At 72.3% G+C, this 23566-nt stretch carries 21 protein-coding genes; 6 read left to right on the plus strand and 15 right to left on the minus strand.

Annotated features, from left to right (window positions below; genetic code table 11):
- Positions 1–6 precede the first annotated feature (6 nt).
- Together ACQP2O_RS47385 and ACQP2O_RS47390 are read right to left on the minus strand one after the other, a co-directional pair.
- Positions 7–1269: an ABC transporter substrate-binding protein gene (locus ACQP2O_RS47385; RefSeq protein ID WP_433176184.1), complete on the minus strand. Its 1263-nt coding sequence runs from the start codon at positions 1267–1269 to the stop codon at positions 7–9.
- Positions 1266–2570 (minus strand): Gfo/Idh/MocA family protein, encoded by a 1305-nt coding sequence (locus ACQP2O_RS47390; RefSeq protein ID WP_433176185.1) that lies wholly within the window; start codon positions 2568–2570, stop codon positions 1266–1268. Before ACQP2O_RS47390 ends, ACQP2O_RS47385 begins: the two co-directional genes overlap by 4 nt.
- Positions 2571–2695: 125 nt before the next feature.
- Between ACQP2O_RS47390 and ACQP2O_RS47395 the strand changes: the two genes are divergently transcribed.
- Positions 2696–3937, plus strand: a complete 1242-nt coding sequence (locus ACQP2O_RS47395; RefSeq protein ID WP_433176186.1) for an ROK family protein — start codon at positions 2696–2698, stop codon at positions 3935–3937.
- An 11-nt stretch (positions 3938–3948) separates the two neighbouring features.
- Positions 3949–5058 carry a galactokinase gene (gene galK, locus ACQP2O_RS47400; RefSeq protein ID WP_433191406.1) on the plus strand — a complete coding sequence of 370 codons (1110 nt, stop codon included), beginning with the start codon at positions 3949–3951 and terminating at the stop codon, positions 5056–5058.
- Between the two features lie 98 nt (positions 5059–5156).
- On the opposite strand, the gene ACQP2O_RS47405 is transcribed toward galK, so the two are convergent.
- Positions 5157–6017 (minus strand): LysR family transcriptional regulator, encoded by an 861-nt coding sequence (locus tag ACQP2O_RS47405; RefSeq protein ID WP_433176187.1) that lies wholly within the window; start codon positions 6015–6017, stop codon positions 5157–5159.
- 107 nt (positions 6018–6124) lie between these two features.
- Here ACQP2O_RS47405 and ACQP2O_RS47410 point away from each other — a divergent pair, with 107 nt between their 5' ends.
- A complete protein-coding gene (locus tag ACQP2O_RS47410; RefSeq protein WP_433176188.1) occupies positions 6125–6793 on the plus strand; it encodes a type 1 glutamine amidotransferase domain-containing protein in 669 nt (222 codons plus the stop codon).
- Between the two features lie 338 nt (positions 6794–7131).
- Here the strand turns inward: ACQP2O_RS47410 and ACQP2O_RS47415 are convergent, their stop codons facing one another.
- The 5 genes from ACQP2O_RS47415 to ACQP2O_RS47435 all read right to left on the minus strand — a co-directional run bounded on the left by ACQP2O_RS47415 (position 7132) and on the right by ACQP2O_RS47435 (position 13021).
- On the minus strand, positions 7132–7446 hold the full coding sequence (locus ACQP2O_RS47415) for a hypothetical protein (protein WP_433176189.1): 315 nt from the start codon (positions 7444–7446) through the stop codon (positions 7132–7134).
- Positions 7447–7695: 249 nt separating this feature from the next.
- Entirely contained in the window at positions 7696–8685 is a 990-nt protein-coding gene (locus ACQP2O_RS47420) for a malate dehydrogenase (RefSeq protein WP_433176190.1), read from the minus strand.
- A gap of 228 nt (positions 8686–8913) precedes the next feature.
- Entirely contained in the window at positions 8914–11133 is a 2220-nt protein-coding gene (locus ACQP2O_RS47425) for an NADP-dependent isocitrate dehydrogenase (RefSeq protein WP_433176191.1), read from the minus strand.
- A gap of 327 nt (positions 11134–11460) precedes the next feature.
- A complete protein-coding gene (locus ACQP2O_RS47430; RefSeq protein ID WP_433176192.1) occupies positions 11461–11865 on the minus strand; it encodes a DUF3017 domain-containing protein in 405 nt (134 codons plus the stop codon).
- A gap of 34 nt (positions 11866–11899) precedes the next feature.
- Complete coding sequence (locus ACQP2O_RS47435; RefSeq protein WP_433176193.1) at positions 11900–13021, minus strand: citrate/2-methylcitrate synthase; 1122 nt, start codon at positions 13019–13021, stop codon at positions 11900–11902.
- A gap of 169 nt (positions 13022–13190) precedes the next feature.
- Here ACQP2O_RS47435 and ACQP2O_RS47440 point away from each other — a divergent pair, with 169 nt between their 5' ends.
- The gene (locus ACQP2O_RS47440; protein ID WP_433176194.1) at positions 13191–13907 is read left to right on the plus strand and encodes an FHA domain-containing protein; all 717 of its coding nucleotides are present in this window, start codon (positions 13191–13193) and stop codon (positions 13905–13907) included.
- Positions 13908–13981: 74 nt separating this feature from the next.
- On the opposite strand, the gene ACQP2O_RS47445 is transcribed toward ACQP2O_RS47440, so the two are convergent.
- Genes ACQP2O_RS47445 through purN form a run of 4 tightly spaced genes read right to left on the minus strand, consistent with a single transcriptional unit; the run spans position 13982 to position 17256 of the window.
- Positions 13982–14833 carry a bifunctional methylenetetrahydrofolate dehydrogenase/methenyltetrahydrofolate cyclohydrolase gene (locus tag ACQP2O_RS47445; protein ID WP_433176195.1) on the minus strand — a complete coding sequence of 284 codons (852 nt, stop codon included), beginning with the start codon at positions 14831–14833 and terminating at the stop codon, positions 13982–13984.
- Between the two features lie 26 nt (positions 14834–14859).
- Positions 14860–15048, minus strand: coding sequence for a hypothetical protein (locus ACQP2O_RS47450; RefSeq protein WP_433176197.1), 189 nt, complete (start codon positions 15046–15048; stop codon positions 14860–14862).
- Between the two features lie 55 nt (positions 15049–15103).
- Positions 15104–16654 (minus strand): bifunctional phosphoribosylaminoimidazolecarboxamide formyltransferase/IMP cyclohydrolase, encoded by a 1551-nt coding sequence (purH, locus tag ACQP2O_RS47455; RefSeq protein ID WP_433176198.1) that lies wholly within the window; start codon positions 16652–16654, stop codon positions 15104–15106.
- Positions 16651–17256 carry a phosphoribosylglycinamide formyltransferase gene (gene purN / locus ACQP2O_RS47460; RefSeq protein ID WP_433176199.1) on the minus strand — a complete coding sequence of 202 codons (606 nt, stop codon included), beginning with the start codon at positions 17254–17256 and terminating at the stop codon, positions 16651–16653. The genes purH and purN overlap by 4 nt, the downstream gene beginning before the upstream one ends.
- A gap of 85 nt (positions 17257–17341) precedes the next feature.
- Here purN and ACQP2O_RS47465 point away from each other — a divergent pair, with 85 nt between their 5' ends.
- Positions 17342–17896: a DUF4190 domain-containing protein gene (locus tag ACQP2O_RS47465; RefSeq protein WP_433176201.1), complete on the plus strand. Its 555-nt coding sequence runs from the start codon at positions 17342–17344 to the stop codon at positions 17894–17896.
- A 311-nt stretch (positions 17897–18207) separates the two neighbouring features.
- On the opposite strand, the gene ACQP2O_RS47470 is transcribed toward ACQP2O_RS47465, so the two are convergent.
- The 3 genes from ACQP2O_RS47470 to sucC all read right to left on the minus strand — a co-directional run bounded on the left by ACQP2O_RS47470 (position 18208) and on the right by sucC (position 21923).
- Entirely contained in the window at positions 18208–19680 is a 1473-nt protein-coding gene (locus ACQP2O_RS47470; protein WP_433176203.1) for a cell division protein PerM, read from the minus strand.
- Between the two features lie 166 nt (positions 19681–19846).
- A complete protein-coding gene (sucD, locus tag ACQP2O_RS47475) occupies positions 19847–20731 on the minus strand; it encodes a succinate--CoA ligase subunit alpha (RefSeq protein ID WP_360892446.1) in 885 nt (294 codons plus the stop codon).
- Between the two features lies 1 nt (position 20732).
- A complete protein-coding gene (gene sucC, locus ACQP2O_RS47480) occupies positions 20733–21923 on the minus strand; it encodes an ADP-forming succinate--CoA ligase subunit beta (protein WP_433176205.1) in 1191 nt (396 codons plus the stop codon).
- A 249-nt stretch (positions 21924–22172) separates the two neighbouring features.
- Between sucC and ACQP2O_RS47485 the strand changes: the two genes are divergently transcribed.
- Entirely contained in the window at positions 22173–23552 is a 1380-nt protein-coding gene (locus tag ACQP2O_RS47485; protein WP_433176206.1) for a glycoside hydrolase family 15 protein, read from the plus strand.
- Positions 23553–23566 lie beyond the last annotated feature (14 nt).

The raw sequence follows: 23566 nt of genomic DNA on the forward strand, positions 1-23566 counted from the left end.
GCGGCCTCAGTTCGCGGCGAGCGGCCCGAGTTTGGCCTGCAGACCGGCGAGGGCCTGTTCGGGGCTCTGCTGACCGCGCAGGGCCGCGTAGGCCGCTTCCTGGATGGCCGCGGTGACGTCGCCGTAGCGGACGGCCTCGGGCCGGGGTTGGGCGTTCTGGATCGACGTGGCCAGCGTGGGCAGGTACGGCTGCGCCTTGACCAAGGCCGGGTCGGAGTACAGCGCGGCGCGGGACATCGGGTACGCGCTGCCGAGCCCGAAGGTCTTCTCGGCCTCCTGGCCCGTGACGTACCGGGTGAAGTCGAGCGCCGTCTTCTTGTGCTTGGAGAAGGCGGAGATCGCCACGTTGTTCCCGCCGAGGGTGGAGACGCCCGGGCCGGTGCGCCCGGGCAGCGGCGCGACGTCGAACTTCCCCGCGACCTTGCTGGAGCCGTCGGTCTTGCTCGCGAGGGAGTGGACGTACGCCCAGTTGCGGTGGAACAGCAGCTCACCGGCTTCGAAGGCGCGCCGGCCGTTCTCCTCCTGGTAGGTGAGGGCGGCCTTGGGGATCAGGCCGTTCTTGAACCCGTCGGTGAGGAACCGCAGCCCGGCGAGGGCCTCGGGGGTGTTCAGGGCCGGCTTCCCGGAGGCGTCCAGGACGTGGCCGCCCGCGCTGCCGATCGCCTCGGTGACGTTGACGGTCAGGCCCTCGTACTTGTCGTACTGGCCGGCGTAGCAGCCGATGTCGGCGGTCTTGCGCACCTTGGCGCAGTCGTCGGTGAGCTCCTGCCAGGTCGTCGGCGGCTTGGCGATCCCGGCCTTCTTCAGCAGGTCCGTACGGTAGTAGAGCAGTCCCGCGCCGGTGAGCCACGGCGCGGCGTACAGCTTCCCGCGGTACTGGCCGGTGCGCAGCGACGGGCCGAGGAATCCCCCGGTGTCCAGCCCGGTGATCGGGTCCACCCAGCGGTTCGCGGCGAATTCGGCGGTCCAGACGGCGTCGAGCGTGACGACGTCGTACGCGGTGGACTTGATCTGGGCGTTCTGGACGAGCTGCTGGCGCTGGGCGTCGGCCGCTTCGGGCAGGTCGACCAGGGTCACCTTGGTGTCGGGGTGCGAGGAGTTCCAGCTGTTGACGATCTTCAGGAGGGTGCCGGTCGGATCCTTGAAGCTGGCCCAGGTGATCGGCCCGCTACCGGCCGAGTCGTGGGAGGTGCCGGAGGATCCGCAGGCGCACAGCCCGAGGGCCAGGACGGCGCCGATGAGGCCGCGACGCGGGAAACGGTGCTTCATGGTGACTCCGCTGGTGCGATGGGGGTGGAACGGGGGCCGGCGAGGCTCCCGTCATCGGCGAGGGAGACGACGGTGCCGGTGCGCCGGGCCCGCTCGGCGGCCCACACCAGCCGGTGGCTCGCGAGGGACGTACGGGCGTCGGAGAGCAGCGGCGACGGGTCACCGGCGGCCAGCGCGGCGACGAACGCGTCGGTGAGGGCCTGGTCCGCCCCGCCGTGGTCCCCGGCGAGCGAGACCTCCTCCCCCTCGTCGGTCTCGATGACCTCGCTGGTCCCGGCGACGAAGTCCTCGACGGTGAGCCGGACGCCGTCGCCCTCGATGGAGCCGCGGGAGCCGAAGATCCGGGTCTTGCGGAACCCCATGGGCGTGAAGGCGGTCGCGGTGAACGACGCGGTCACCCCGCCCTCGTACTCGATCGTGACGACCTGCTGGTCGGCGACGTCGTTGTCGCAGGAGTAGACGCACCTGCCGTACGGCCCGTCCCTCAGGGCCTCCCGGACCCCCTCGGGCGACGGGTCAAAGGTCAGCGCGCTGAGCGGCCAGTGCTCGCGGTCGGGGTCACCGACGAAGCCAAGGTAGGTGCGGGACGCGGAGTACGGGCAGGAGGCCTCGACCGCGCAGTCGAGGCACCGGTCCGCCGCGCCCTCGGGGCGGTTCTCCGGGCGGAAGTGGATGAGCCCGCCGAAGGAGGACACGCGCCGGGCCGGCCGGCCGATGATGTGGGCCAGCCAGTCGATGTCGTGGCAGCACTTGGCCAGCAGCATCGGGGAGGACTCGTCCTCCCGCCGCCAGTTGCCGCGCACGTACGAGTGGGCGAAGTGCCACCAGCCGATCGGCTCGAGGTGCTGCACGCTGACGACCGTGCCGATCCGGCCCGCGTCGATCAGCCCCTTCAGCGCGCGGGTGTAGGCGGAGTAGCGCATGACGTGGCAGACGGCCAGCATGACCCCGGCGCGCTCGGCGGCCTCCGCGATCGCCGCCGACCCGGCCTCGGTGGGCGCCATCGGCTTCTCGAGCAGCAGGTGGTAGCCGCGCTCGGCGAAGGCGACGGCGGGCTCGACGTGCTCGACGTCCCGCGTGGCGACGATGACCCCGTCGGCCTGGCGCGGCAGCGCCGCCAGCTCCCGCCAGTCGGTGAAGACCTGGTCGGGACCGAGCCCGTGCTCTGCGGCGGCCTGCTCCCGTCGCTCGGCGACGGGCTCGGCCACGGCCACGACACGCGCACGGCCGTCACGGACCGCGCGGCGGCCGTAGTCCGACCCGCGCATGCCCGCTCCGACGAGGGCCAGGGTGACCGGCATGCGTCTCCCTCCGACTTATTAAAGGAACTTTCGTTAGTAAGTGCGAGGATCTATGCTGCGGAGCGCGAATGTCAAGGGGGTCCAGGTGAGACGATGCGGGTCCAGGTAAGACAAGGCGGGTCCAGGTGAGACGAGGCGGTGATCCGTCCCGGCTGCGCCGGCTGAACTCCACGGACGTGCTCGCGGCCCTCTACGCCCAGGGCCCGCGCACGCTCACCGAGGTCAGCGCGGTCACCGGGCTGTCACGCCCGACGGTCGAGGACGTCGTCGAGGACTTCGTACGCGACCGGATCGTCCGCGAGCTGCCACCCGAGCCCGGCGGCGCCGGACGTCCCGCGCGGCGGTTCCGCTTCGGCGCCGACGAGGGGTACGTCGCCGGCATCGACATCGGCGTCCACAAGATCCTGGTGATCCTCGCGGACCTGGAGGGCGAGGTCCACGAGGTCCGCCGCGCCACGGTCGATCCGGACCTCGGCCGCGCCGAGCGCCTCGCGGTGGCCCGTGCCACCCTCACCCGCTGCCTCGACGACAGCGGGGTGGTTCCGAGCCGCCTGCGCGCGATCGGCGTCGGGACGCCCGGCGTCGTCCACGACGGCGCGGTCACCCTGTGCACCGTGCTGCCCGACTGGACCGGCTTCGACCTCGAGCGCGCGCTCCTGACCGACGCCCCGACCGCCGACGGTCACGCTGTGGCCGACGCCCCGACCGCCGACGGCAGCGCCGTGCCGGTGACCGACGCCCTGGTCGCGGGTCGCGGCGCCGCGCCGATGGTCGTCGAGGCCGTACCCGTGGTCGTCGAGAACGACGCGAACCTCGCCACCATCGCCGAGCACTGGCGCGGGGCGGCCCGCGACGTCCAGGACGCCGTCTGCGTCCTCGCCGGCAACCGGGTCGCCGCGGGCGTCCTCATCGGCGGGCGGCTCCACCGCGGGCACCGGGGCGGCGCCGGGGAGATCGGCCTGCTGCCGGCACTCCGTTGGGAGGAGGCCCCCGACCGCCTGCTGGCCGCCTGCCCCGGCAACGGCGATCTGGCCGCCATCTTCGCGGCCGCCCGGTCCGGCGACGCGCGCGCCACGGTCGCCGTCGACGGGTTCGCCGACGACCTGGCGACCGGCACGGCGGCGCTGCTCCTCGCCGTCGATCCCGCCGTCGTCGTCCTGGGCGGCGGGCTGTCGCGCGCCGGTGACCTGATCGCCGGAGGGCTGCGCGAGCGCCTCGCCGCGCTGTGCCCGCCTCCGCCCGAGGTCAGAGTGTCCGCGCTGGGCGACGAGGCGGTCGCGACCGGCGCCATCCGTATCGCTCTCGAACGGGCGACCGAGGACCTGTTCCCCGACGGGCTGCCGGTAGGATCGCTGCCCCCACGATAGGCACGGTGAACATGGACTTCCGCGAGTTCTACGGGCGCGACCCGGAAGGCGTCTGGCGCGCTCCAGGCCGCGTCAACCTCATCGGTGAGCACACCGACTACAACGACGGTTTCGTCCTGCCGTTCGCCGTCGCCCAGGGCATCACGGCCACGGCGGCCCGCCGCGACGACGGCGTCCTCGAACTCCGTTCCGTGCAGTCACCGGACGCCGTGCGCGCCTCGGACCCGCGTCCCGGTGAGGTGACCGGCTGGGCCGCGTACGCCGCCGGGGTCGCCTGGGCGCTGCGCGAGGCCGGACACGAGGTGGGCGGCGCGTCCGTGCTGATCGACTCCGACCTGCCGCAGGGGGCCGGCCTGTCCTCGTCCGCGGCGCTCGAATGCGCGGTCGGGCTCGCCCTGTGCGACCTGTACGGGATCGAGGTGCCCCGGCCGGAGCTGGCCCGCATCGCCCAGCGGGCCGAGAACGACTTCGTCGGCATGCCGTGCGGGATCATGGACCAGTCGGCCTCCCTGCTGTGCACCGAGGGGCACGCCCTGCTGCTCGACTGCCGCAGCGGCCTGTCCTCACAGGTGCCGCTCGACCTGACCGGCTTCTCGCTCCTGGTCATCGACACCCGCGCCGAGCACGAACTGGTCGACGGCGGGTACGCCAGCCGCCGCGCCGCCTGCGAGAAGGCCGCGGAGCTGCTCGGCGTCCCGGCGCTGCGCGACGTCGAGGACCTCGCCGCCGCGTTGAAGGTGCTCGACGACCCGGTCCTGCGCCGCCGCACCCAGCACGTCGTGACCGACAACCACCGCGTCCAGGCCGTGGTCGGCCTGCTGCGGGCCGGCGCCGTCGCGGAGGTCGGCGCGCTGCTGACCGCCTCGCACCTGTCGCTGCGCGACCAGTTCGAGATCTCCTGGCCGGAGGCCGACGTGGCGGTCGAGGAGGCCGTACGCGCCGGGGCGCGGGGCGCCCGGATGGTCGGCGGCGGCTTCGGCGGCTCGGTGATCGCCCTGGTGCCCACGGACCGCGACGAGCAGGTCCGCGAGGCCGTGACCGCCGCCTACGCCGACCGTTCCTGGGAGGCACCGCGCTTCCTCGAGGCCATTCCCTCACCCGGCGCCCACCGCGTGTCCTGAGACCCTTCTCGCCGGGTGATCACAGCCGTATGGCTCGGGAGATCACCGCGTGGCCTGAAACCCCTCCCGGGGAATCACCGCACTGAGAGCCCTGGGGATCACCACAGGCGTCCCTGGAGCAGCAGCCGGGCTCGTACGGCGCTCACCGCCTGGTGCACGGGCCCGTCGCGGGTGGCGAGGAACAGCGTGTTGATCGGGGGCAGCTCCGGCTCCAGCAGGGGCCGCAGGACACCGGCGGCCAGCTCCGTCGCGCACAGGTAGCGCGGTAGGACGGTGACCCCGGCGCCCGCCGCCACCGCGGCCAGCACGCCCCGCAGATCCGGTACGACCAGCGAGGGCGACCGGGTCAGGCGGGTCTCGAACACCGTCCGCCAGTAGCGGCGGATGATCGGCAGGTTCTCCGCGTACGCGACGAGGGGTGCGCGCGCCGGATCGGCGTCCGCCCAGCGCTCGGCGGCGACCAGGACGAACTCCTCGTCGCACAGCGGATCGGACCGCAGCCCTCTCCGCCGGGGCCGTGCGGTCGAGATCACGAGATCCAGGGCGCCGGCTGCCAGACCCGCCAGGAGGTCGTCGGTGAGGCCGAGCGTGACCCGGAGCTGCAACCCGTCGGCGACCAGGTCGGCGAGCGCGGGCAGCACGCGGACGCAGACCAGCTCCGCGGGGCCGCCCAGGTGCACCGTACGGCCGAACACCGGCTCCTCCAGCTCGCCGTCCAGTCGCTCCGCCAGCGTGTCCAGCGGATCGGCGATCTGCCGGGCGAGCTGGTCTGCGGCCGGCGTCGGCGCCATCCCCCGGGGCAGTCGCTCGAACAGCGGACGCCCCAGCGCCTCCTCGAGCGCCTTGACCTGCGCCGTCACCGTGGGCTGCGAGAGCCGCAACAGCGCCGCCCCCTGAGTCACCGACCCCGCACGGTAGACGGCGAGGAAGGTACGGAGCAGGTCGAGAGAGACGGCCATGCACCCCATCGTGCCATCGGAAATCCGATACCTGTCCCCAATGAGAACCATTGGTCAGCGATGGGACTCGGCCCCGATGATCGGGGGGTACCGATGAAGGAGGACAGATGTCGAAGCGAGTGCTCATCGCCCTGACCAGCCATGGCGAGCTCGGCGCGACCGGGCGGGCCACCGGGTTCTACGTCTCCGAGGCCGCCCACCCCTGGGAGATCTTCCGCGCGGCCGGGTACGAGGTCGACCTCGTCAGCGTGGCCGGCGGCGAGCCGCCGAAGGACGGCCTCGACCCGTCCGACCCGACGCAGGAGGCGTTCCTGGCGGAGGCGCCGGTGTCGACCACACCGCGCCCGGAGGAGGTCGACGCCGCGCGGTACGACGCGATCCTGTTCGCCGGCGGCCACGGCACGATGTGGGACTTCCCCGACAACCCCGCCCTGGCCAAGCTCGCCCGGACGATCTACGAGGACGGCGAGGGAGTCGTCGCGGCCGTCTGCCACGGCCCCGCGGCACTGGTCGGCCTCACGCTCGCCGACGGCTCACCGCTCGTCGCCGGCAAGCGCGTCGCCGCGTTCACGAACTCCGAGGAGAAGGCGGTCGGCCTGACCGACGTCGTACCGTTCCTCCTGCAGTCGCGGCTGGAGGAACTCGGCGCGATCCACATCGCGGCGGACGACTTCCAGTCCAACGCCGTACGCGACGGCCGCCTGGTCACCGGCCAGAACCCCGCCTCGGCCCGCGGCGTCGCGGAACAGGTCGTGGCCGCCCTGTCGGGCAAGTGATCCAGGCGTCGTCGCCGGCGACTACGCGAGGCGGGCGGACGGCCACCCGGTCGGTCGACCTGCCGTAATCCCTGGGGGCGTCTGCCGTCCCGGTCCGCGGGCCGGGCATCAACTGCGCCGGTGTCGCTCCCGACGGACGGGTCGCGCGGTGCTGACGTGCGAAGGCCGCCGGGTCCCGTGACGGGGACCCGGCGGCCTTTCACCGCTCGGGCGCCCAACAGCGCCCGTGTGCGCCTCGGGCCGGGCGAGCAGCTTCGCCCGGCAGCGCCGAGACACGAAGCCGCCGAGCCCTGTGACCAGGGACCCGGCGGCCTGTCACCGCTTCGCGTGAGACCGCGTCAGGAGCGGCCGTCCGCCTCGGACCGGGCCAGCAGCTTCGCCACCATTTCGCGGAGCTCGATCTGCCCGGCCATCAGCTCTGGGATGACCGCGACCTGCGCCCGGATCTCGCCCAGGTCGGCCGTGTTGGCCTTGACCTCTGCCATATCCGTCTTGAGCTGAGCGACGTCGGTCTTGAGGACCGCGACGTCGCTCTTGACCTCCGCCATGTCGGTCGTGAGCCGGTCAAGCCGGCGCTCGAGCCGGATATGGCCGGCGTCGTGGTCGTTCATTCGGCTCTCCAGTGCGCGGACCCGCTCCTGCGTGGTCTCCATGATTCCCACGGTGCTTACCGCCTCCTCGGCTGGGGGGTTGATACGAACCGAAGGGCGACCGCTGGCTGCGGTGAGTCTCCTCCAAGCTCCTCGTGTCCGTCTGCACGCCACCCAGACGGCCTTGACGCGGGGCACGACCAACTGCTGGCCGGCAATGGCGCTTGATGAGGCGACCCTGGGAGGAGATTCACAGAGGTCACGCTCCGCGTCAACTCGATCACACAAAGAGACGACCGTGGGTCGGTGGGATCAGATCAGGCCGAGCTTGCGGACCGCGTCGCGCTCCTCCTCGAGCTCGTGCACTGACGCGTCGATGCGCTCCCGCGAGAAGTCGTCGATGTCCAGACCCTGGACGATCTCCCACTTGCCGTCCTTGCACACCACCGGGAAGGACGAGATCAGGCCCTCCGGCACGCCGTACGAGCCGTCGGAGACCACGGCCATGGAGGTCCAGTCGCCCTCGGGGGTGCCGTTCACCCAGTCGTGGACGTGGTCGATGGCCGCGCTGGCCGCCGACGCCGCGGACGACGCGCCGCGGGCCTCGATGATGGCCGCGCCGCGCTTGGCGACGGTCGGGATGAAGGTGTCGCGCAGCCAGGCCTCGTCGTTCACGGCCTCGGCGGCGTTCCGGCCGCCGACCTCCGCGTGGAAGATGTCGGGGTACTGCGTCGCGGAGTGGTTGCCCCAGATGGCGATCTTCTTGATGTCCGCCACCGGCGCCTGCAGCTTCTTGGCGAGCTGCGCGATCGCGCGGTTGTGGTCCAGGCGGGTCATCGCGGTGAAGCGGTCGGCCGGGACGTCCGGCGCGTGCGACTTGGCGATCAGCGCGTTGGTGTTGGCCGGGTTGCCGACCACGAGCACCCGCACGTCGTCGGCGGCACCGGCGTTGATGGCCTCACCCTGCGGCTTGAAGATGCCGCCGTTGGCCTCGAGCAGGTCACCGCGCTCCATGCCCTTCGTACGCGGGCGCGCGCCGACCAGCAGGGCGACGTTGGTCCCGTCGAACGCCCTCTTCGCGTCGTCGGTGACGTCGATGCCCGCGAGCAGCGGGAAGGCGGCGTCGTCGAGCTCCATCGCGGTACCCTCGGCGGCCTTGACGGCCTGCGGGATCTCCAGCAGGCGCAGGTGCACGGGTACGTCGGGGCCGAGCAGCTGCCCCGAGGCGACGCGGAAGAGCAGGGCGTAGCCGATCTGGCCGGCCGCCCCGGTGACGGTGACATTGACGGGAGTGCGAGTCATCGTGGTCTCCAGCTGGTACGAGGCCCGTGCCGAGCGCCGAGCGGAGCTTCGATCGGGTCTCTCGTCGTCGAGATATTCCAGCCGTCAGGCTATCGCGCGCCCCATCGCACCGCCGCACCGCCCATCACGGCTCAATTACCAACGCGGACGAGCCGACCGGGTGCCGACGATCCTGAGGATTCGTCGGGCCGGTCGGCTCGGTGGGGTCACGCGATGCCGCTGCGGGCGTCAGGCGAGCGTCGCGAGAGCCTCGTTGAGCGTCGGCGACGGGCGCATGACGGCTCCGGCCTTGGCCGGGTCGGGGTTGTAGTAGCCGCCGATGTCGGCCGGGGAGCCCTGGACCGCGAGCAGTTCGTCGACGATCTTCTGCTCCTGCGAGGTCAGCGTCTCGGCGAGCGGGACGAAGGCCTTGGCCAGGTCGGCGTCGTCGGCCTGCTTGGCCAGCTCCTGCGCCCAGTACAGGGCCAGGTAGAAGTGGCTGCCGCGGTTGTCGATGCCACCCAGGCGGCGGGTCGGGGACTTGTCCTCGTTGAGGAAGGTCTCCGTGGCCCGGTCGAGGGTGTCGGCGAGGACCTGGGCGCGGGCGTTGCCCGTCGTCTGCGCGAGCTGCTCGAAGCTGACCGCGAGCGCGAGGAACTCGCCGAGGCTGTCCCAGCGCAGGTAGTTCTCCTTGACGAGCTGCTGGACGTGCTTGGGCGCCGAGCCGCCGGCGCCCGTCTCGAACAGACCGCCGCCGTTGATGAGCGGCACGACCGACAGCATCTTGGCGCTGGTGCCCAGCTCCAGGATCGGGAACAGGTCGGTCAGGTAGTCCCGCAGCACGTTGCCGGTGACGGAGATGGTGTTCTCGCCGCGGCGGATCCGCTCCAGGGAGAGGGCGGTCGCCTCGGCCGGGGACTTGATCTCGATCTGCAGGCCCGCGGTGTCGTGCTCGGGCAGGTACCCCTCGACCTTGGCGATCAGGGCGGCGTCGTGCGCGCGGTCCCGGTCGAGCCAGAACACGGCCGGGTCGCCGGTCGCGCGGGCGCGGGTGACGGCGAGCTTCACCCAGTCCTTGATCGCGACGTCCTTGGTCTGGCACATGCGGAAGATGTCGCCGGCGCCCACCGTCTGCTCGAGGACGGCGTTGCCGGCCTCGTCGAGGACCCGCACCGTACCGGTGGTCGGGATCTCGAAGGTCTTGTCGTGGCTGCCGTACTCCTCGGCCTGCTGTGCCATCAGGCCGACGTTCGGAACCGAGCCCATCGTCGACGGGTCGAAGGCGCCGTTCGCCCGGCAGTCGTCGATGACGACCTGGTAGACGCTCGCGTAGCTGCTGTCCGGGATGACGGCGAGCGCGTCGTGCTCCTGGCCGTCCGCGCCCCACATGTGGCCGGAGGTGCGGATCATCGCCGGCATCGAGGCGTCGACGATGACGTCGCTGGGGACGTGCAGGTTGGTGATCCCCCGGTCGGAGTCGACCATCGCGAGGTCCGGGCCCGCGGCGAGCTCGGCGTCGAAGGACGCCTTGATCGCCTCGCCGCCCGGCAGCGACTCCAGGCCCCGGAAGATCCCGCCGAGGCCGTCGTTCGGCGTCAGGCCGGCCCCCGCGAACGTCTCGGCGTACTTGGCGAAGGTGTTCGGGAAGAAGGCGCGCACCACGTGGCCGAAGATGATCGGGTCGGAGACCTTCATCATCGTGGCCTTCAGGTGCACCGAGAACAGCACGCCCTCGGCCTTGGCGCGCGCGACCTGCGCGGTGAGGAACTCCCGCAACGCCGCGACGCGCATGACGGACGCGTCGACGACCTCGCCCGCCAGGACGGGTACCGATGCGTGCAGGACGGTGGTGGAGCCGTCGTCGCCCACGAGCTCGATCCGCAGCGAGCCCGCCTCGGCGATCACCGCGGACTTCTCGGTGGAGCGGAAGTCGTCGGCGGTCATGTGCGCGACGTTCGTCTTCGACTCCGGCGTCCAGGCGCCCATGCGATGCGGGTGGGTCTTGGCGTAGTTCTTGACCGACGCGGGTGCCCGGCGGTCGGAGTTGCCCTGGCGCAGCACCGGGTTCACCGCGCTGCCCTTGATCCTGTCGTACCGGGCGCGTACGTCGCGCTGCTCATCGGTCTTCGGATCGTCCGGGTAGTCCGGCAGCGCGTAGCCCTGTTCGCGCAGCTCGGCGATCGCGGCCTTCAGCTGCGGGATCGAGGCCGAGATGTTCGGCAGCTTGATGACGTTCGCACCGGGGGTGTCGACCAGCTCGCCGAGTTCGGCGAGCGCGTCCGGAATGCGCTGGTCCTCCGTGAGGTACTCCGGGAAGGCGGCGATGATGCGCCCGGCCAGGGAGATGTCACGGGTCTCCACGGTGACGCCGGCGGTCGAGGCGTATGCCTGGATCACAGGCAGGAACGAATACGTCGCCAGGGCGGGTGCCTCGTCCGTGTGCGTGTAGATGATGGTCGAATCAGTCACCGGGTACTCCGCTTCACGCTCAACAACATTCGTCAGCAACTCTCATATCGAGACAGATGGGCGGGGTCGGCCGCCCTCAGCAGGTCTCAGTCGATCCCTCGCGTTTCCTATCGACAAGACGGTTTCGCGGAGCCCCGGCTGTTCAGCGGGCTGGAATGCGACCCACCCCCGGGGAGACACGTCGTTTCGTGCAGCGACCGCGTTGGGGTGAAGATTTCGATCAGCATGAGTGACCTGGCGCACATTTTCCAGTTTCGCTACGGGCTCCTTACCTGCAGCCTGCATCATCCCACTCCGCGGGTCGAGCAAGGAGATGGGGTGACTCCCTCAGCCCGGAGTCCCCTTCGCGACGAACGCGACGAGCGTGACACCGACCGCGGCGGCCGTCATGAGCAGGACGTCCACCCACCGGGGGCGTACGGCGAGCATGCCGGCCTGGCTCTCCGGGAGCACCAGCCGGGCGAGCGCGCCGATGAACACCGCGGCGGCGATCAGCATGCTGCCGCGCCGGAAGTGGTTGGTCGCGACGACGGCCAGGCCGGCCGCGACCCCGCAGAGCACGAAGACGTACGGCAACTGGCCCAGCCATCGCGGCACGGCCGGGCGGGCCTGCGCGCGCTGCGCCCGGCGGGGGGACGGTGGCGTCCGCGGCCCGGGCGCGGGCTGGCCGGCTGAGGGGACGCCCGCCGAGGGCGCATCGCGTGACTCCGGTGGCCCGTACTGCTCCGACATGTCCTCTATCTTGGCAGCGCCCGCGCGTGCCCGCTCACCGCTCCTCGAGAGGGACCCACGTACGGTCGTGTTCGCCGACGTACTCGCTGTCGGGCCGGATCAGCCGATTGTCGGCGTGCTGCTCGATGACGTGGGCGGTCCAGCCGGCCATCCGGCTCATGGAGAACACCGCCGTGAACAGGTCGGTGGGGATGCCGAGACCCCGGTAGACGGACGCGGCGTAGAAGTCGACGTTGGGGAACAGGCCCTTCTCCGCGAAGACGGTCTCCTCGACCCGGCGGGACACGGTCCACCAGCGGTCGTCGCCCGTACGGTCCGCGAGTTCGCGCGTCCGGTCGCGCAGGTGCGTGGCGCGGGGATCCTCGGTCTTGTAGACGCGGTGCCCGAAACCGGGGATCTTCTGCCCGGCGTCGAGCCGGGACCGTACGGCCGACGGCGCCTCGTCGGCGCTGCCGATGGTCTCCAGCATGCGCATGACCTGTTCGTTGGCGCCGCCGTGCAGGGGGCCCTTCAGCGTGCCGATCGCGGCGACGATCGCCGAGTGCATGTCGGACAGGGTCGCCGCGCAGACGCGGGCGGCGAAGGTGGAGGCGTTCATCGTGTGGTCGGCGTGCAGGACCAGGCACTCGTCGAAGATCTCCACGTCGCGGTGGGGCGGATGCCGTCCGGTGAGCTGGAGCAGGAAAGTGCCGGCGACGCCGAGCGCGGGGTCGGGGTCCGGGACGGTCGCTCCGCGGCGGGCGGCGTGGTAGCACGCCACGAGGACGGGCTGCCGGCCCGTCAGCCGGGCCGCCTTGCGCAGGTCGGCCGCGGGTTCGTTGCCGCCGGCGTCGGGGTCGTCCGCGCTGGACAGGGAGACGAGCGTCCGCAGCGCCTCCATCGGTGTCTGGGTCCGCGCGACGTCGTCGAGGGCGCCGGTGACGAGGCCGCCGAGCGTCCTGCCCTCGGCCAGGCGGTCCCGCATGGCCGCGAGCGCGGCACGGTCGGGCAGCGACCCGTGGTGGAGGAGGTGCACGCACTCCTCAAAGGAGATCCGCCCGGCCAGATCGTGGATGTCGTAGCCCCGGTAGGACAGGAGGCCGCGTGCGCCGTCGATGTCGCTGAGCACGGTGGAGGCGGCGACGACATCGGCGAGCCCCTTCGATGGCGTGCCCATGGACGCCTCACCTCCTCCGCGCCGCAGAGGTCTTCGTGGCCTCTTTCGGACGGGTCGGATGTCCCGTAATCTCCGATGTACTCGGTCCTACCCACCGGTAGGCGGGTGTGACCATGGCCGGTCCGGGTAACCAGGCAGACAGGGGTCGCTAACTACTGGAGGGACCGCTGTGGAGGGCCCGTATATACGGATCGAAGAAACCGGCACGGTACTGCCACTGCGCTCCGAGGTCACGACGATCGGGCGAGGTCGTGGTGTGGACATTCGCCTCGACGAACCGAGCGTCTCGCGGTTGCACGCCGAACTGGTCCGCCGCGGTCCGTACGTCTACGTCGTGGACCTCGGCCTGTCGCGCAACGGCACCCGGGTGAACGGGCGGCCGATCGCGCGCCGTGTGCTCGAGGACGGTGACGTGGTGAGCTTCGGCGCCGCGCGCTGCCGGATGGGCGGCATACCGCGCGAGGACGTCGACCCGGACGTCGAGTTGCGCCGTGCCGTCGCCCCGGAGTTGACGCGTCGTGAGATCGACGTGCTGACGGCGCTGTGCCGCCCCGCCCTGTCGGACGAGGCGTTCGTCGCGCCCGCCACGGCCCGTGAGATCGCCACCGACCTGGTGGTGACGGAAGCGGCGGTCAAGCAGCACCTGCTGCGGCTGTACCAGAAGTTCCGCATCCCGGAGGGCGCCAACCGCCGCACCCGGCTGGCGAACGAGGTCATCGCGCTCGGGCTGGTCCGCCCGCTGCCGCCGGTCCAAGTGCCGCCCCAGGGCGGCCGTCCGCCGGAGCCGGCCCGTCGCCCGGAGGCGGCTCGACCGGGCACGCCACCGCAACCACGTCAGCCGACCGCTCCCGGCCAGCCGACCGCACCGGGACGCCGCGCCAGCTGAGCTCACGGAGACCGCCGGGCCCGGGGTGATGCGCCCATCGCGCCGCCGCCCCGGGACCCGCTCGGCGGAAGCCGTCAGGTCGCGGACTTCTCCGCGGCCTCGACGACGTTGGCCAGCAGCATCGCCCGGGTCATGGGGCCCACTCCCCCGGGCATGGGCGCGACCCAGGCGGCGACCTCGCGGACGCTCGGGTGGACGTCGCCGACGAGGCCCTCGTCGGTGCGCGTGATGCCGACGTCGAGCACGGCCGCGCCGGGCTTGACCATGTCCGCGGTGAGCAGGCCCGGAACTCCGGCGGCCACCACGATGATGTCGGCCTCGCGGGTGTGCGCGGCGAGGTCCTTCGTCCCGGTGTGGCAGGTGGTGACGGTGGCGTTCTCCGACCGGCGGGTGAGCAGCAGGCCGAGCGCCCGGCCCACCGTGATGCCCCGGCCGATGACGGTCACGTCGGCGCCGCGCAGCGGCACGTCGTGGCGGCCCAGCAGCTCGACGATGCCCCGCGGCGTGCACGGCAGCACCCCGGGCTGCATCAGGACGAGACGCCCCAGGTTGACCGGGTGCAGGCCGTCGGCGTCCTTGACCGGGTCGATGCGCTCGAGGACCCGCTGCTCGTCCAGGCCCTTCGGGAGCGGCAGCTGGACGATGTAGCCGGTGCACGCCGGGTCGGCGTTGAGCTCGTCGACCGCCGCCTCGACCTCGGCCTGAGTGGCGGTCGCCGGGAGGTCACGCCGGATGCTGGCGATCCCCACCTCGGCGCAGTCGCGGTGCTTGCCCGCGACGTACGCCATGCTCCCCGGGTCCTCGCCGACGAGCACGGTGCCCAGACCGGGGACGATCCCCCGCTCCCGCAGCGCGTCGATGCGTACCTTCAGCTCCGCGCGGATCGCCGCGGCGGTCGCCTTACCGTCGAGAATTCGTGCGCTCACGGGTCAATCCTTTCAGGCGTGGGAACCTACAGCTCGTCCTGGTCGGCCCGCTGCCGCCAGGCGACGATGCGGTCCGTGAGGTGCCAGCTCGCGGACCCCGCGAGAACGGCGGCCAGCACGGCGGCGACGAGACCGATCAGCGGACGGATCTCGTCGGTGAGCGTCGCGCTCCGGGCGATGACGGCCACGCTGAACTCGAGGAACCCGTTGGGCACGATGTCTCCCTGGGGGCTGCGGTCGCCGGGGACGGGCCCCGGCGACCGGATGGGGTCAGTGGAAGAAGTGGCGGACCCCGGTGAAGTAGAGGGTGATGCCGGCCTTGGCGGCCGCCTCGATCACCTCTTCGTCATGGATCGACCCGCCGGGTTCGACAATAGCCGTGACGCCGGCGTCCGCGAGCACCTGAAGACCGTCGGGGAAGGGGAAGAAGGCGTCGGAGGCGCCCACCGCCCCGGTGGTGCGGTCGCCGGCCCGCGAGACCGCGAGGCGCGCGGAGTCGACCCGGTTGACCTGGCCCATTCCGACACCGACGGTCGCGCCGTCGGCGGCGAGCAGGATGGCGTTGGACTTCACCGACCGGCAGGCCCGCCAGGCGAACGCCAGGTCGTGGAGGGTGGCCGCGTCGGCGGCCTGCCCCGTCCTGAGCTCCCACGTCGCCGGGTCGTCGCCGGGGGCGTCGATCCGGTCCCGCGTCTGGGCGAGCAGCCCGCCGTCGATCTGGCGGGTGTCGACCTCGGCGGCGGGGCCCTCCGGGCAGACCAGCAGCCGGAGGTTCTTCTTCTTGGCCGTGAGCAGCGTCAGGGCCTCCTCGTCGAACCCGGGGGCGACGATCACCTCGGTGAAGATGTCGGCGAGCTGGCGGGCCATCTCGGCCGACACCGGCCGGTTGGTGGCGATCACGCCGCCGTACGCCGAGACCGGATCGCAGGCGTGCGCCTTGCGGTGCGCCTCGGCGATGTCGGCGCCGACCGCGATGCCGCACGGGTTGGCGTGCTTGATGATCGCGACGCACGGCTCGGCGAAGTCGTACGCGGCGCGGCGGGCCGCGTCGGCGTCGACGTAGTTGTTGTAGGACATCTCCTTGCCGTGCAGCTGCTCGGCACCGGCCAGGCCGCCGTCGGCGTCGGTGTAGAGCGCCGCCTCCTGGTGCGGGTTCTCGCCGTAGCGCAGGACGGCCTTGCGGGTGCGGACCGCGCCGATGACGTCCGGCCAGCGGGTGTCGCTGTCCGGCGCGTACGCGCTGGCGAACCACGACGCCACCGCCACGTCGTACGCCGCCGTGTGGGCGTACGCCGCCGCCGCGAGGCGCTTGCGCTCCGCCAGTTCGAACCCGCCGCGGCGGACGGCCTCCAGGACCTGGTCGTACGCGGCCGGGTCGACGACCACGGCGACGCTCTGGTGGTTCTTGGCGGCGGCGCGCACCATGGCCGGGCCGCCGATGTCGATCTGCTCGACGATCTCGTCCGGGGTGGCGCCGGAGGCGACCGTCTCCCGGAACGGGTAGAGGTTGGAGATCAGCAGGTCGAACGGCTCGACGTGCAGGTCCTCGAGCTGCTGGACGTGGTCCGGGTTGCGGCGGTCGGCGAGGAGGCCGGCGTGCACCTTCGGGTGCAGGGTCTTGACGCGGCCGTCGAGGCACTCGGGAAAGCCGGTGAGCTTCTCGACCTTCATGACCGGGACGCCCGCGTCGGCGATGCGGGCGGCGGTCGAGCCCGTCGAGACGATCTCCACGCCGGCCTGGTGAAGGCCCTTGGCGAGCCCTTCGAGACCGGTCTTGTCGTAGACGCTGATCAGCGCCCGCTTGATCGCGATGCGGGTCACCCGATCCTCACTTTCCTGTTCTCGATGGTCCATCCCTCGCGGACCAGTCGGCCCACGGTCCGCACGAGCAGGGGGCGTTCGACCGCCTTGATCCGCTCGTGCAGCGACTCTTCATCGTCGTCGTCCAGGACGGGCACGGCCTCCTGGGCGACGATCGGGCCGGTGTCGACCCCGGCGTCCACGAAGTGCGCGGTGCAGCCGGCCACCTTCACGCCGTACTCCAGCGCCTCGCGCGCGCCATGCGTGCCGGGGAACGACGGCAGCAGCGCGGGGTGCGTGTTGATGACCCGGCCGGCGAAGCGGTCGAGGAACCGCTTGCCGAGGATCTTCATGAAGCCGGCGGAGACGACCAGGTCAGGGGCGTACGCGTCGACCGCTTCGGTCAGCGCGCCATCCCAGGCGTCCCGCGTCGGATGGTCTTTGACTCGGACGACGAAGGTCGGCACGCCGGCGCGCTCGGCGCGGCGCAACCCCTCGATGTCGTCGCGATCGGCGCCCACGGCAGTGATCTGAGCGCCATAAGCTGGATCGACACACGCGTCGAGCAGCGCTTGTAGGTTGGTCCCCGCACCGGAGACGAGGACGACGAGCCGGGCGGACACCGTGACTCCCAGGAACGACTGGTGGGCGGGTGTACCAGCCTATCGGCCGCCGCTCGGCTCGGCTCAGCCGACACCAGGAGGACCAGTGAGTGACGCGCCAGGCCCCGACCAGGCCGGGCCGCAGACGCAGCTCCCCGACTCGCCACCCGCGCCGCCGATCATGCGCCCCGCGAGTGACGAGCCAGGCCCTGACCAGGCCGAGCCACGGACGCAGCGTCCCGAGCCGCCGTCCCGGCCTCCACTGCCGCCGACCGCGCCCGAGCGCGGCGGCCCGCGTGCGCTGATCCTGGGCATCGCCGGGCTCGTGCTGACGTTCCTGTTCCTCCCCGCCGGGCTGCTGCTGTCCGTGGCGGCGGTGGTCACGGGTGTGCGGTCCCGCAAGCGGGCCCGGCGGGTGCTGGCCCCGGCGCCGGGTGCGATCGGCGGCGTGGTCCTCGGTTCCATCGGGCTGGTCTTCTGCGTCTTCTCGATCGCGCTGACCGCCGTGATGTGGAACGAGCTCAGCGGCTACACGAAGTGCCGCGAGTCCGCCCTCACCGTCGACGACAAGCAGACCTGCCAGAACACGTACTTCCCGAAGATCGAGCGCCGACTGCACATGCCGAAGGACTCGCTGCACCGGTACGACTCCTGGTTCTAAGCCGACCGTCCGGCGCTCCGGTCCCGAGCCGACCGCCCGGGACCCGGGTTCTGAGCGGTCGTCCGGCGCTCCGGTCCCGAGCCGACCGCCCGGGACCCGGGTTCTGAGCGGTCGTCCGGCGCTCCGGTCCCGAGCCGACCGCCCGGGACCCGGGTTCTGAGCGGTCGTCCGGCGCTCCGGTCCCGAGCCGACCGCCCGGGACCCGGGTTCTGAGCGTGCCGTTCGGGACTCGGGTTCTGCCGACCGTTCGGCGTTCGTCGGCGCCCGGAGTCTGAGCCGGGTGTTCGGCGTTCCCGGCGCCGAGGCGGGGTTCAGCGGTCGCGCGGGGGCCGCCGCCGGGAGACCTTTCCCGATCCGGGTTCCTCGCGGAGCCGGCCCGCCTCGGCGGCCCGCGAGATCGGGATGACCCCCTCGGGGAGCGACGGCTCGTCGATCGACGCCAGCACCGGCTCCGGGTCCTCGAACTCGACCTCCTCGGTCTCCGCCTCCTCGTACTCCTCGGCCGGGGCGGTGGCCGCGGCGGGCGGAACGCGGCGGGCCAGCCGCCAGTTGGTCACCCATGCGGCGATCGCGGCCGAGACCCCCACCTCCAGCGCGGCCAGGAGCCCCGTCTGCCACGCGGAGGGCCCCATGACGGCCATCCGCCCGCCGCCGAGCGGCCCGCCGGACAGCGCCGCCAGGAAGGCGATCACGGCGCCGGTCAGCGCCCCCGACACGAACCCCCACAGTGGCGCGGCCTCGGTCGTCGCCGTGGGCAGGTACCGGATCGTGAGGACACCGCCGACGGCGCCGGCGATGAACGGCACGGCCAGCGCGAGCAAGGAGACGACCGGCGCCGGCCCCGGCTCCGGCAGCGCGGCGAGCGACGGGAACGCCGGGATCATGCCGATGAACACCCCCGACGGCGACACGCTCGTACCCGCTCCCACCGAGAAGCCCGGCCCCACGGCGTACGCGACCGCCCACAGCGCCGCGTTGGGCAGGTAGACGAGTGCGATGAGGACCACCAGGATCCCCCCGACCACGCCCGGCTTGAGGACGTCGAAGAGGTTCTTGGCCTGCGGCAGGTGGTACAGCAGGGAGGCGAGGAAGATCACGACTCCGGAGCCGAGCAGGACGGCGGTCGCGCCGGTGGCTCCGGCGGCCACGGAGCGGGCGCGCCGGGGCAGCAGCCCGAGCATCGCCACCCAGGGGGCGCGGTTGGTCGTCGAGACGAGGGCGCGCGCCGCGCCGAGGCCTCCGGCGCACAGGGCCAGCGGGAAGCACAGGAGCAGCGCCTGCCACGCCGACGGCCGTACGACCGACGAGCGCGCCACGAGCGCGAGCAGCCCCGACAGCACCGTGTACGGGACGGCCAGCGCCAGCGCGGCGTGCACGACGCCGATCCGGTAGCGGCCCCGGACCCGGCCGGTCCGCGCGATCCATCCGCCGCCGCGGAACAGCAGCGCGCCGGGCAGCACCATCAGCCCGAGCGGCAGCAGCCCTACCCGGCCGTGCGGCGCCGTGAACCCCGCGTGGTGGGACACGAGCCAGAACCCGACCGCCGTGCGGAAGACGCCCGGCAGGCCGGTGCCGAGCGCGCTGCGCGGCGCGGCGATCCAGCCGATCAGGGTGATCGTGGTAAGCACGGTCAGGCCGATGCCCGCCGACCACACCGCGGCGACGATGCCGGTGACGGCGAGCGGCCGGGTGACGGGCTCGGCCGCCGGGGACGGTTCGGCGTCGTCCAGGTCGTCGAACTCCTCGTCGTCAAGGTCCGGCTCGCCGTGCTCGGTGGTGGACATGGCGCTCACCGCTCCTCAATTGCTCGCGGGTCCACGGCCCCACCATGCTGGCAGCGCCGCACCGGCGATCTCGCGCACCCGCCCGGCGTGTCGCCCTTCCCTGCCGCATGCGAAGACGCCCGAGCCGGGAGGCCCCGGCCGGGCGTCTTCGGTGAGTGCCCTTGGATCAGGCGGACATGATCTCGCGCATGAGGCGGGCGGTCTCGCTCGGGGTCTTGCCGACGCGGACGCCGACCTTCTCCAGAGCCTCCTTCTTCGCCTGGGCGGTGCCGGACGAGCCGGAGACGATCGCGCCGGCGTGGCCCATCGTCTTGCCCTCGGGCGCGGTGAAGCCCGCGACGTACCCGACGACCGGCTTGGTGACGTGCTGCTCGATGTACGCGGCGGCGCGCTCCTCGGCGTCACCGCCGATCTCACCGATCATCACGATGGCGTCGGTCTCGGGGTCGGCCTGGAAGGCCTCCAGGGCGTCGATGTGCGTGGTGCCGATGACCGGGTCACCGCCGATGCCGACGCACGTCGAGAAGCCGATGTCCCGCAGCTCGTACATCATCTGGTAGGTCAGCGTGCCCGACTTGCTGACCAGGCCGATGCGGCCGGGCGTGGTGATGTCGGCCGGGATGATGCCGGCGTTCGACTTGCCCGGCGAGGCGATGCCGGGGCAGTTGGGGCCGATGATGCGAGTCTTGCCGCCCTTCTCGACCGCGTGCCCCCAGGCCCAGGTGCTGTCGTGCACCGGGATGCCCTCGGTGATCACGATGCACAGCGGGATCTCCGCGTCGATGGCCTCGACGACGGCGTCCTTGGTGAACTTCGGCGGCACGAAGACCACGGACACGTCCGCGCCGGTCCGCTCCATCGCCTCCGCGACGGTGCCGAACACCGGCAGGTCCCGGCCCTCGTGCGTGACGGTCTGCCCGGCCTTGCGGGCGTTGACGCCGCCGACGACGTTCGTACCGGCGCGCAGCATGCGGGCGGTGTGCTTGGAACCCTCACCGCCGGTCATCCCCTGGACGATGACCTTGCTGTTCTCGGTCAGCCAGATCGCCATCTCATGCCCCCTGCGCGGCCAGCTCGGCGGCGCGACGCGCCGCTTCGTCCATCGTCTCTACCTGCTGGATGACCGGGATCGCGGCCTCGTTGAGGATGCGCCGGCCCTCTTCGGCGTTGTTCCCGTCGAGCCGGACGACGATCGGCCGGTCGACGGTCTCGCCACGCTCGCCCAGCAGCTTGACGGCCTGGACGATGCCGTTCGCGACGGCGTCACCGGAGGTGATTCCGCCGAACACGTTGATGAAGACGCTCTTGACGCTCGGGTCGCCGAGCACGATCTCCATGCCGTTGGCCATGACCTCGGCCGAGGCGCCACCGCCGATGTCGAGGAAGTTGGCCGGCTTCTGGCCGCCGTACTGCTCGCCCGCGTAGGCGACGACGTCGAGCGTGGACATGACCAGGCCCGCGCCGTTGCCGATGATGCCGACGCTGCCGTCGAGCTTGACGTAGTTGAGGTCCTTCTCCTTGGCCTTCGCCTCGAGCGGGTCGGTCGCTGCCTTGTCCTCCAGCGCGACGTGCTCCTGCTGGCGGAAGGTCGCGTTGTCGTCGAGGGTGACCTTGCCGTCGAGGGCCACGACCCGGCCGTCGGCGGTGAGGATCAGCGGGTTCACCTCGACCAGGGTGGCGTCCTCGTCGACGAAGACGGCCCACAGCCGCTCGATGAGCTCGGCCGCGCCATCCAGGGCCTCGGCCGGCAGCCGCCCGGCGGCCGCGATCTCACGGGCCTGGGCCCGGTCGACGCCGGCCAGGGCCGAGATCGGCAGCTGGGCCACCGCGTCCGGGTTGGTCGCGGCGACCTCCTCGATCTCCATGCCGCCCTCGACCGAGCAGATGGACAGGAACGTCCGGTTCGCGCGGTCGAGCAGGAACGAGAAGTAGAACTCCTGGGCGATGGCACTGGCCTCTTCGACGAGGACCTTGTGGACCGTGTGGCCCTTGATGTCCATGCCGAGGATCTGCCGTGCCTTCTCCTCGGCGTCGGCGGGCGAGTCGGCCACCTTCACGCCACCGGCCTTGCCACGGCCGCCGGTCTTCACCTGCGCCTTGACGACGACGCGCGAGGTGCCGGCCGCGGCGAACTCATCGGCGATCGCGCGGGCCTCCTCCGGCGTCGTGGCGATCTTGCCGGTGGGGACCGGGACGCCGTACTCCGCGAAGAGCTCCTTCGCCTGATGTTCGAACAGGTCCACGGGGGTCCGTCCTTAACGGGATCGACAGATAACGACCGCGTCCAGCGGTCCGCTCCGACCAGGCAGCCTAGTCCTTCCGGTATACACGGCGGGCCGGTGGGTCCGGCCGAGCCCATTCCATTGATGACGACCGGGTAAGGAACAGATGTCGTCAAAGTGGCCGCCAGGCTTTGGTGTACTGGAACGCCATGGATCGCAGGAGCCGTCGGTGAGACACGATAGGAGACGGGGGGTGTGCTGGTGACGCGGATGACGGCACGGAGGGTGCGCCGCGTCGCCCTTCTCCTCCTCGTGGCCGCGCTGAGCGCGACCTGCGCCGCGTCCCTGCCGCGGGCCGGCGCCGACCCGTGGCGCAGCCCCGGCCTGATCGGCACGGGCTGGCCGTTCGCCCGCGTCGCGGTCGCCCCGGAGGACGCGGCGGGCGCGTCGTACATCCCGGGCAGCGCCGTCCTGCTGCTCCCGGACGGCCGGGCGCGGCTGATCCCGTTCGGCGGCCGTGCGCCGCAGACGCTGAGCCGCGACGATCCCCGGGTGGCCGACGCCGTGCGCTCCGACCAGGCGTGGCTGGCTTCGGGCGCCGTGCCCGGCCGTACGGCCGAGGAGCGCGAGGCGGCCGGCCGCGCCCTGCTCGACCTGCGCATGCTGACGCTGCCGAACGGCGCCTCCACCGCGTCCTGGTACGGCGCGTGGAACTACGTGTGGCCGCGCGACGGCGCGTTCACCGCGGCGGCGTTCGCCGCCACCGGGCACGGCGGCGACGCCCAGCGGGTGCTGTACTTCCTCGCCCGCGCCCAGGCCCCCACGGGGCTGTGGGCCGCCCGGTACCTGCCCGACGGCACGGCCGTCACGGACGGCCGGGACGTCCAGCTCGACAGCCTCGGCTGGGTGCTGTGGGCGACCTGGTTCCTGTACGAGAAGGACCCCGCGGCGGCCAACCTGGACACGCTGTGGCCGATGGTCCGCCGCGCGGCCGACCGGGCGGCGTCCGCGCTGCGCGCCGACGGCCTGCCGCCGCCGTCACCGGACTACTGGGAGCGCAGCCCGTCACGGGAGCAGTTGCCGCACGCGGCGACGCTCGGCGTCTCCGCGCCCATGCTGGCCGGGCTGCGGGCCGCCGCCGCACTGGCCACCGCCCGTTCCGACGCCGACGAGGCGCGGCGCTGGGACCGGGCCGCCGATCGGCTGGCCGACGGCATCGAGCGGCGGTTCGGGCCGTACGGCTATCCGCGGTCACCGATCCGCGGCGGCGCGGTGGACGCCTCCGTCGCCTTCCTGGCCCCGCCGTTCGCGACACCCGCACCCGGCGTACTGTCCGCCGTGGCCCGGATCCGCGACCGGCTTCGGCTGCCGTACGGCGGGGCGGTGCCCGGCGAGGTGTTCGGCGCCAGCGCCGCGTGGACCCCGGAGACCGGGCTGTTCGCGCTCGAGGCCGCGGCGATCGGCGACACCAAGGGCGTCCGCGACTGGCTCGGCTGGCTGATCACGCACCGGACCTCGCTGGGGTCCTTCCCGGAGAAGGTCGACGACCACGGCACCCAGGCCGGGGTCGCCCCGCTCGGCTGGACCTCGTCGCTGGTCGTCCTGGCGCTCGCGGCCGAGCAGTCTCCCCTGCCCATCCCGCCGAGTTAGGGCCTGCCTCGAAG

The organism is Actinoallomurus sp. CA-150999 (assembly GCF_050942425.1).
In the GTDB taxonomy this organism is placed as follows: Bacteria; Actinomycetota; Actinomycetes; order Streptosporangiales; family Streptosporangiaceae; genus Actinoallomurus.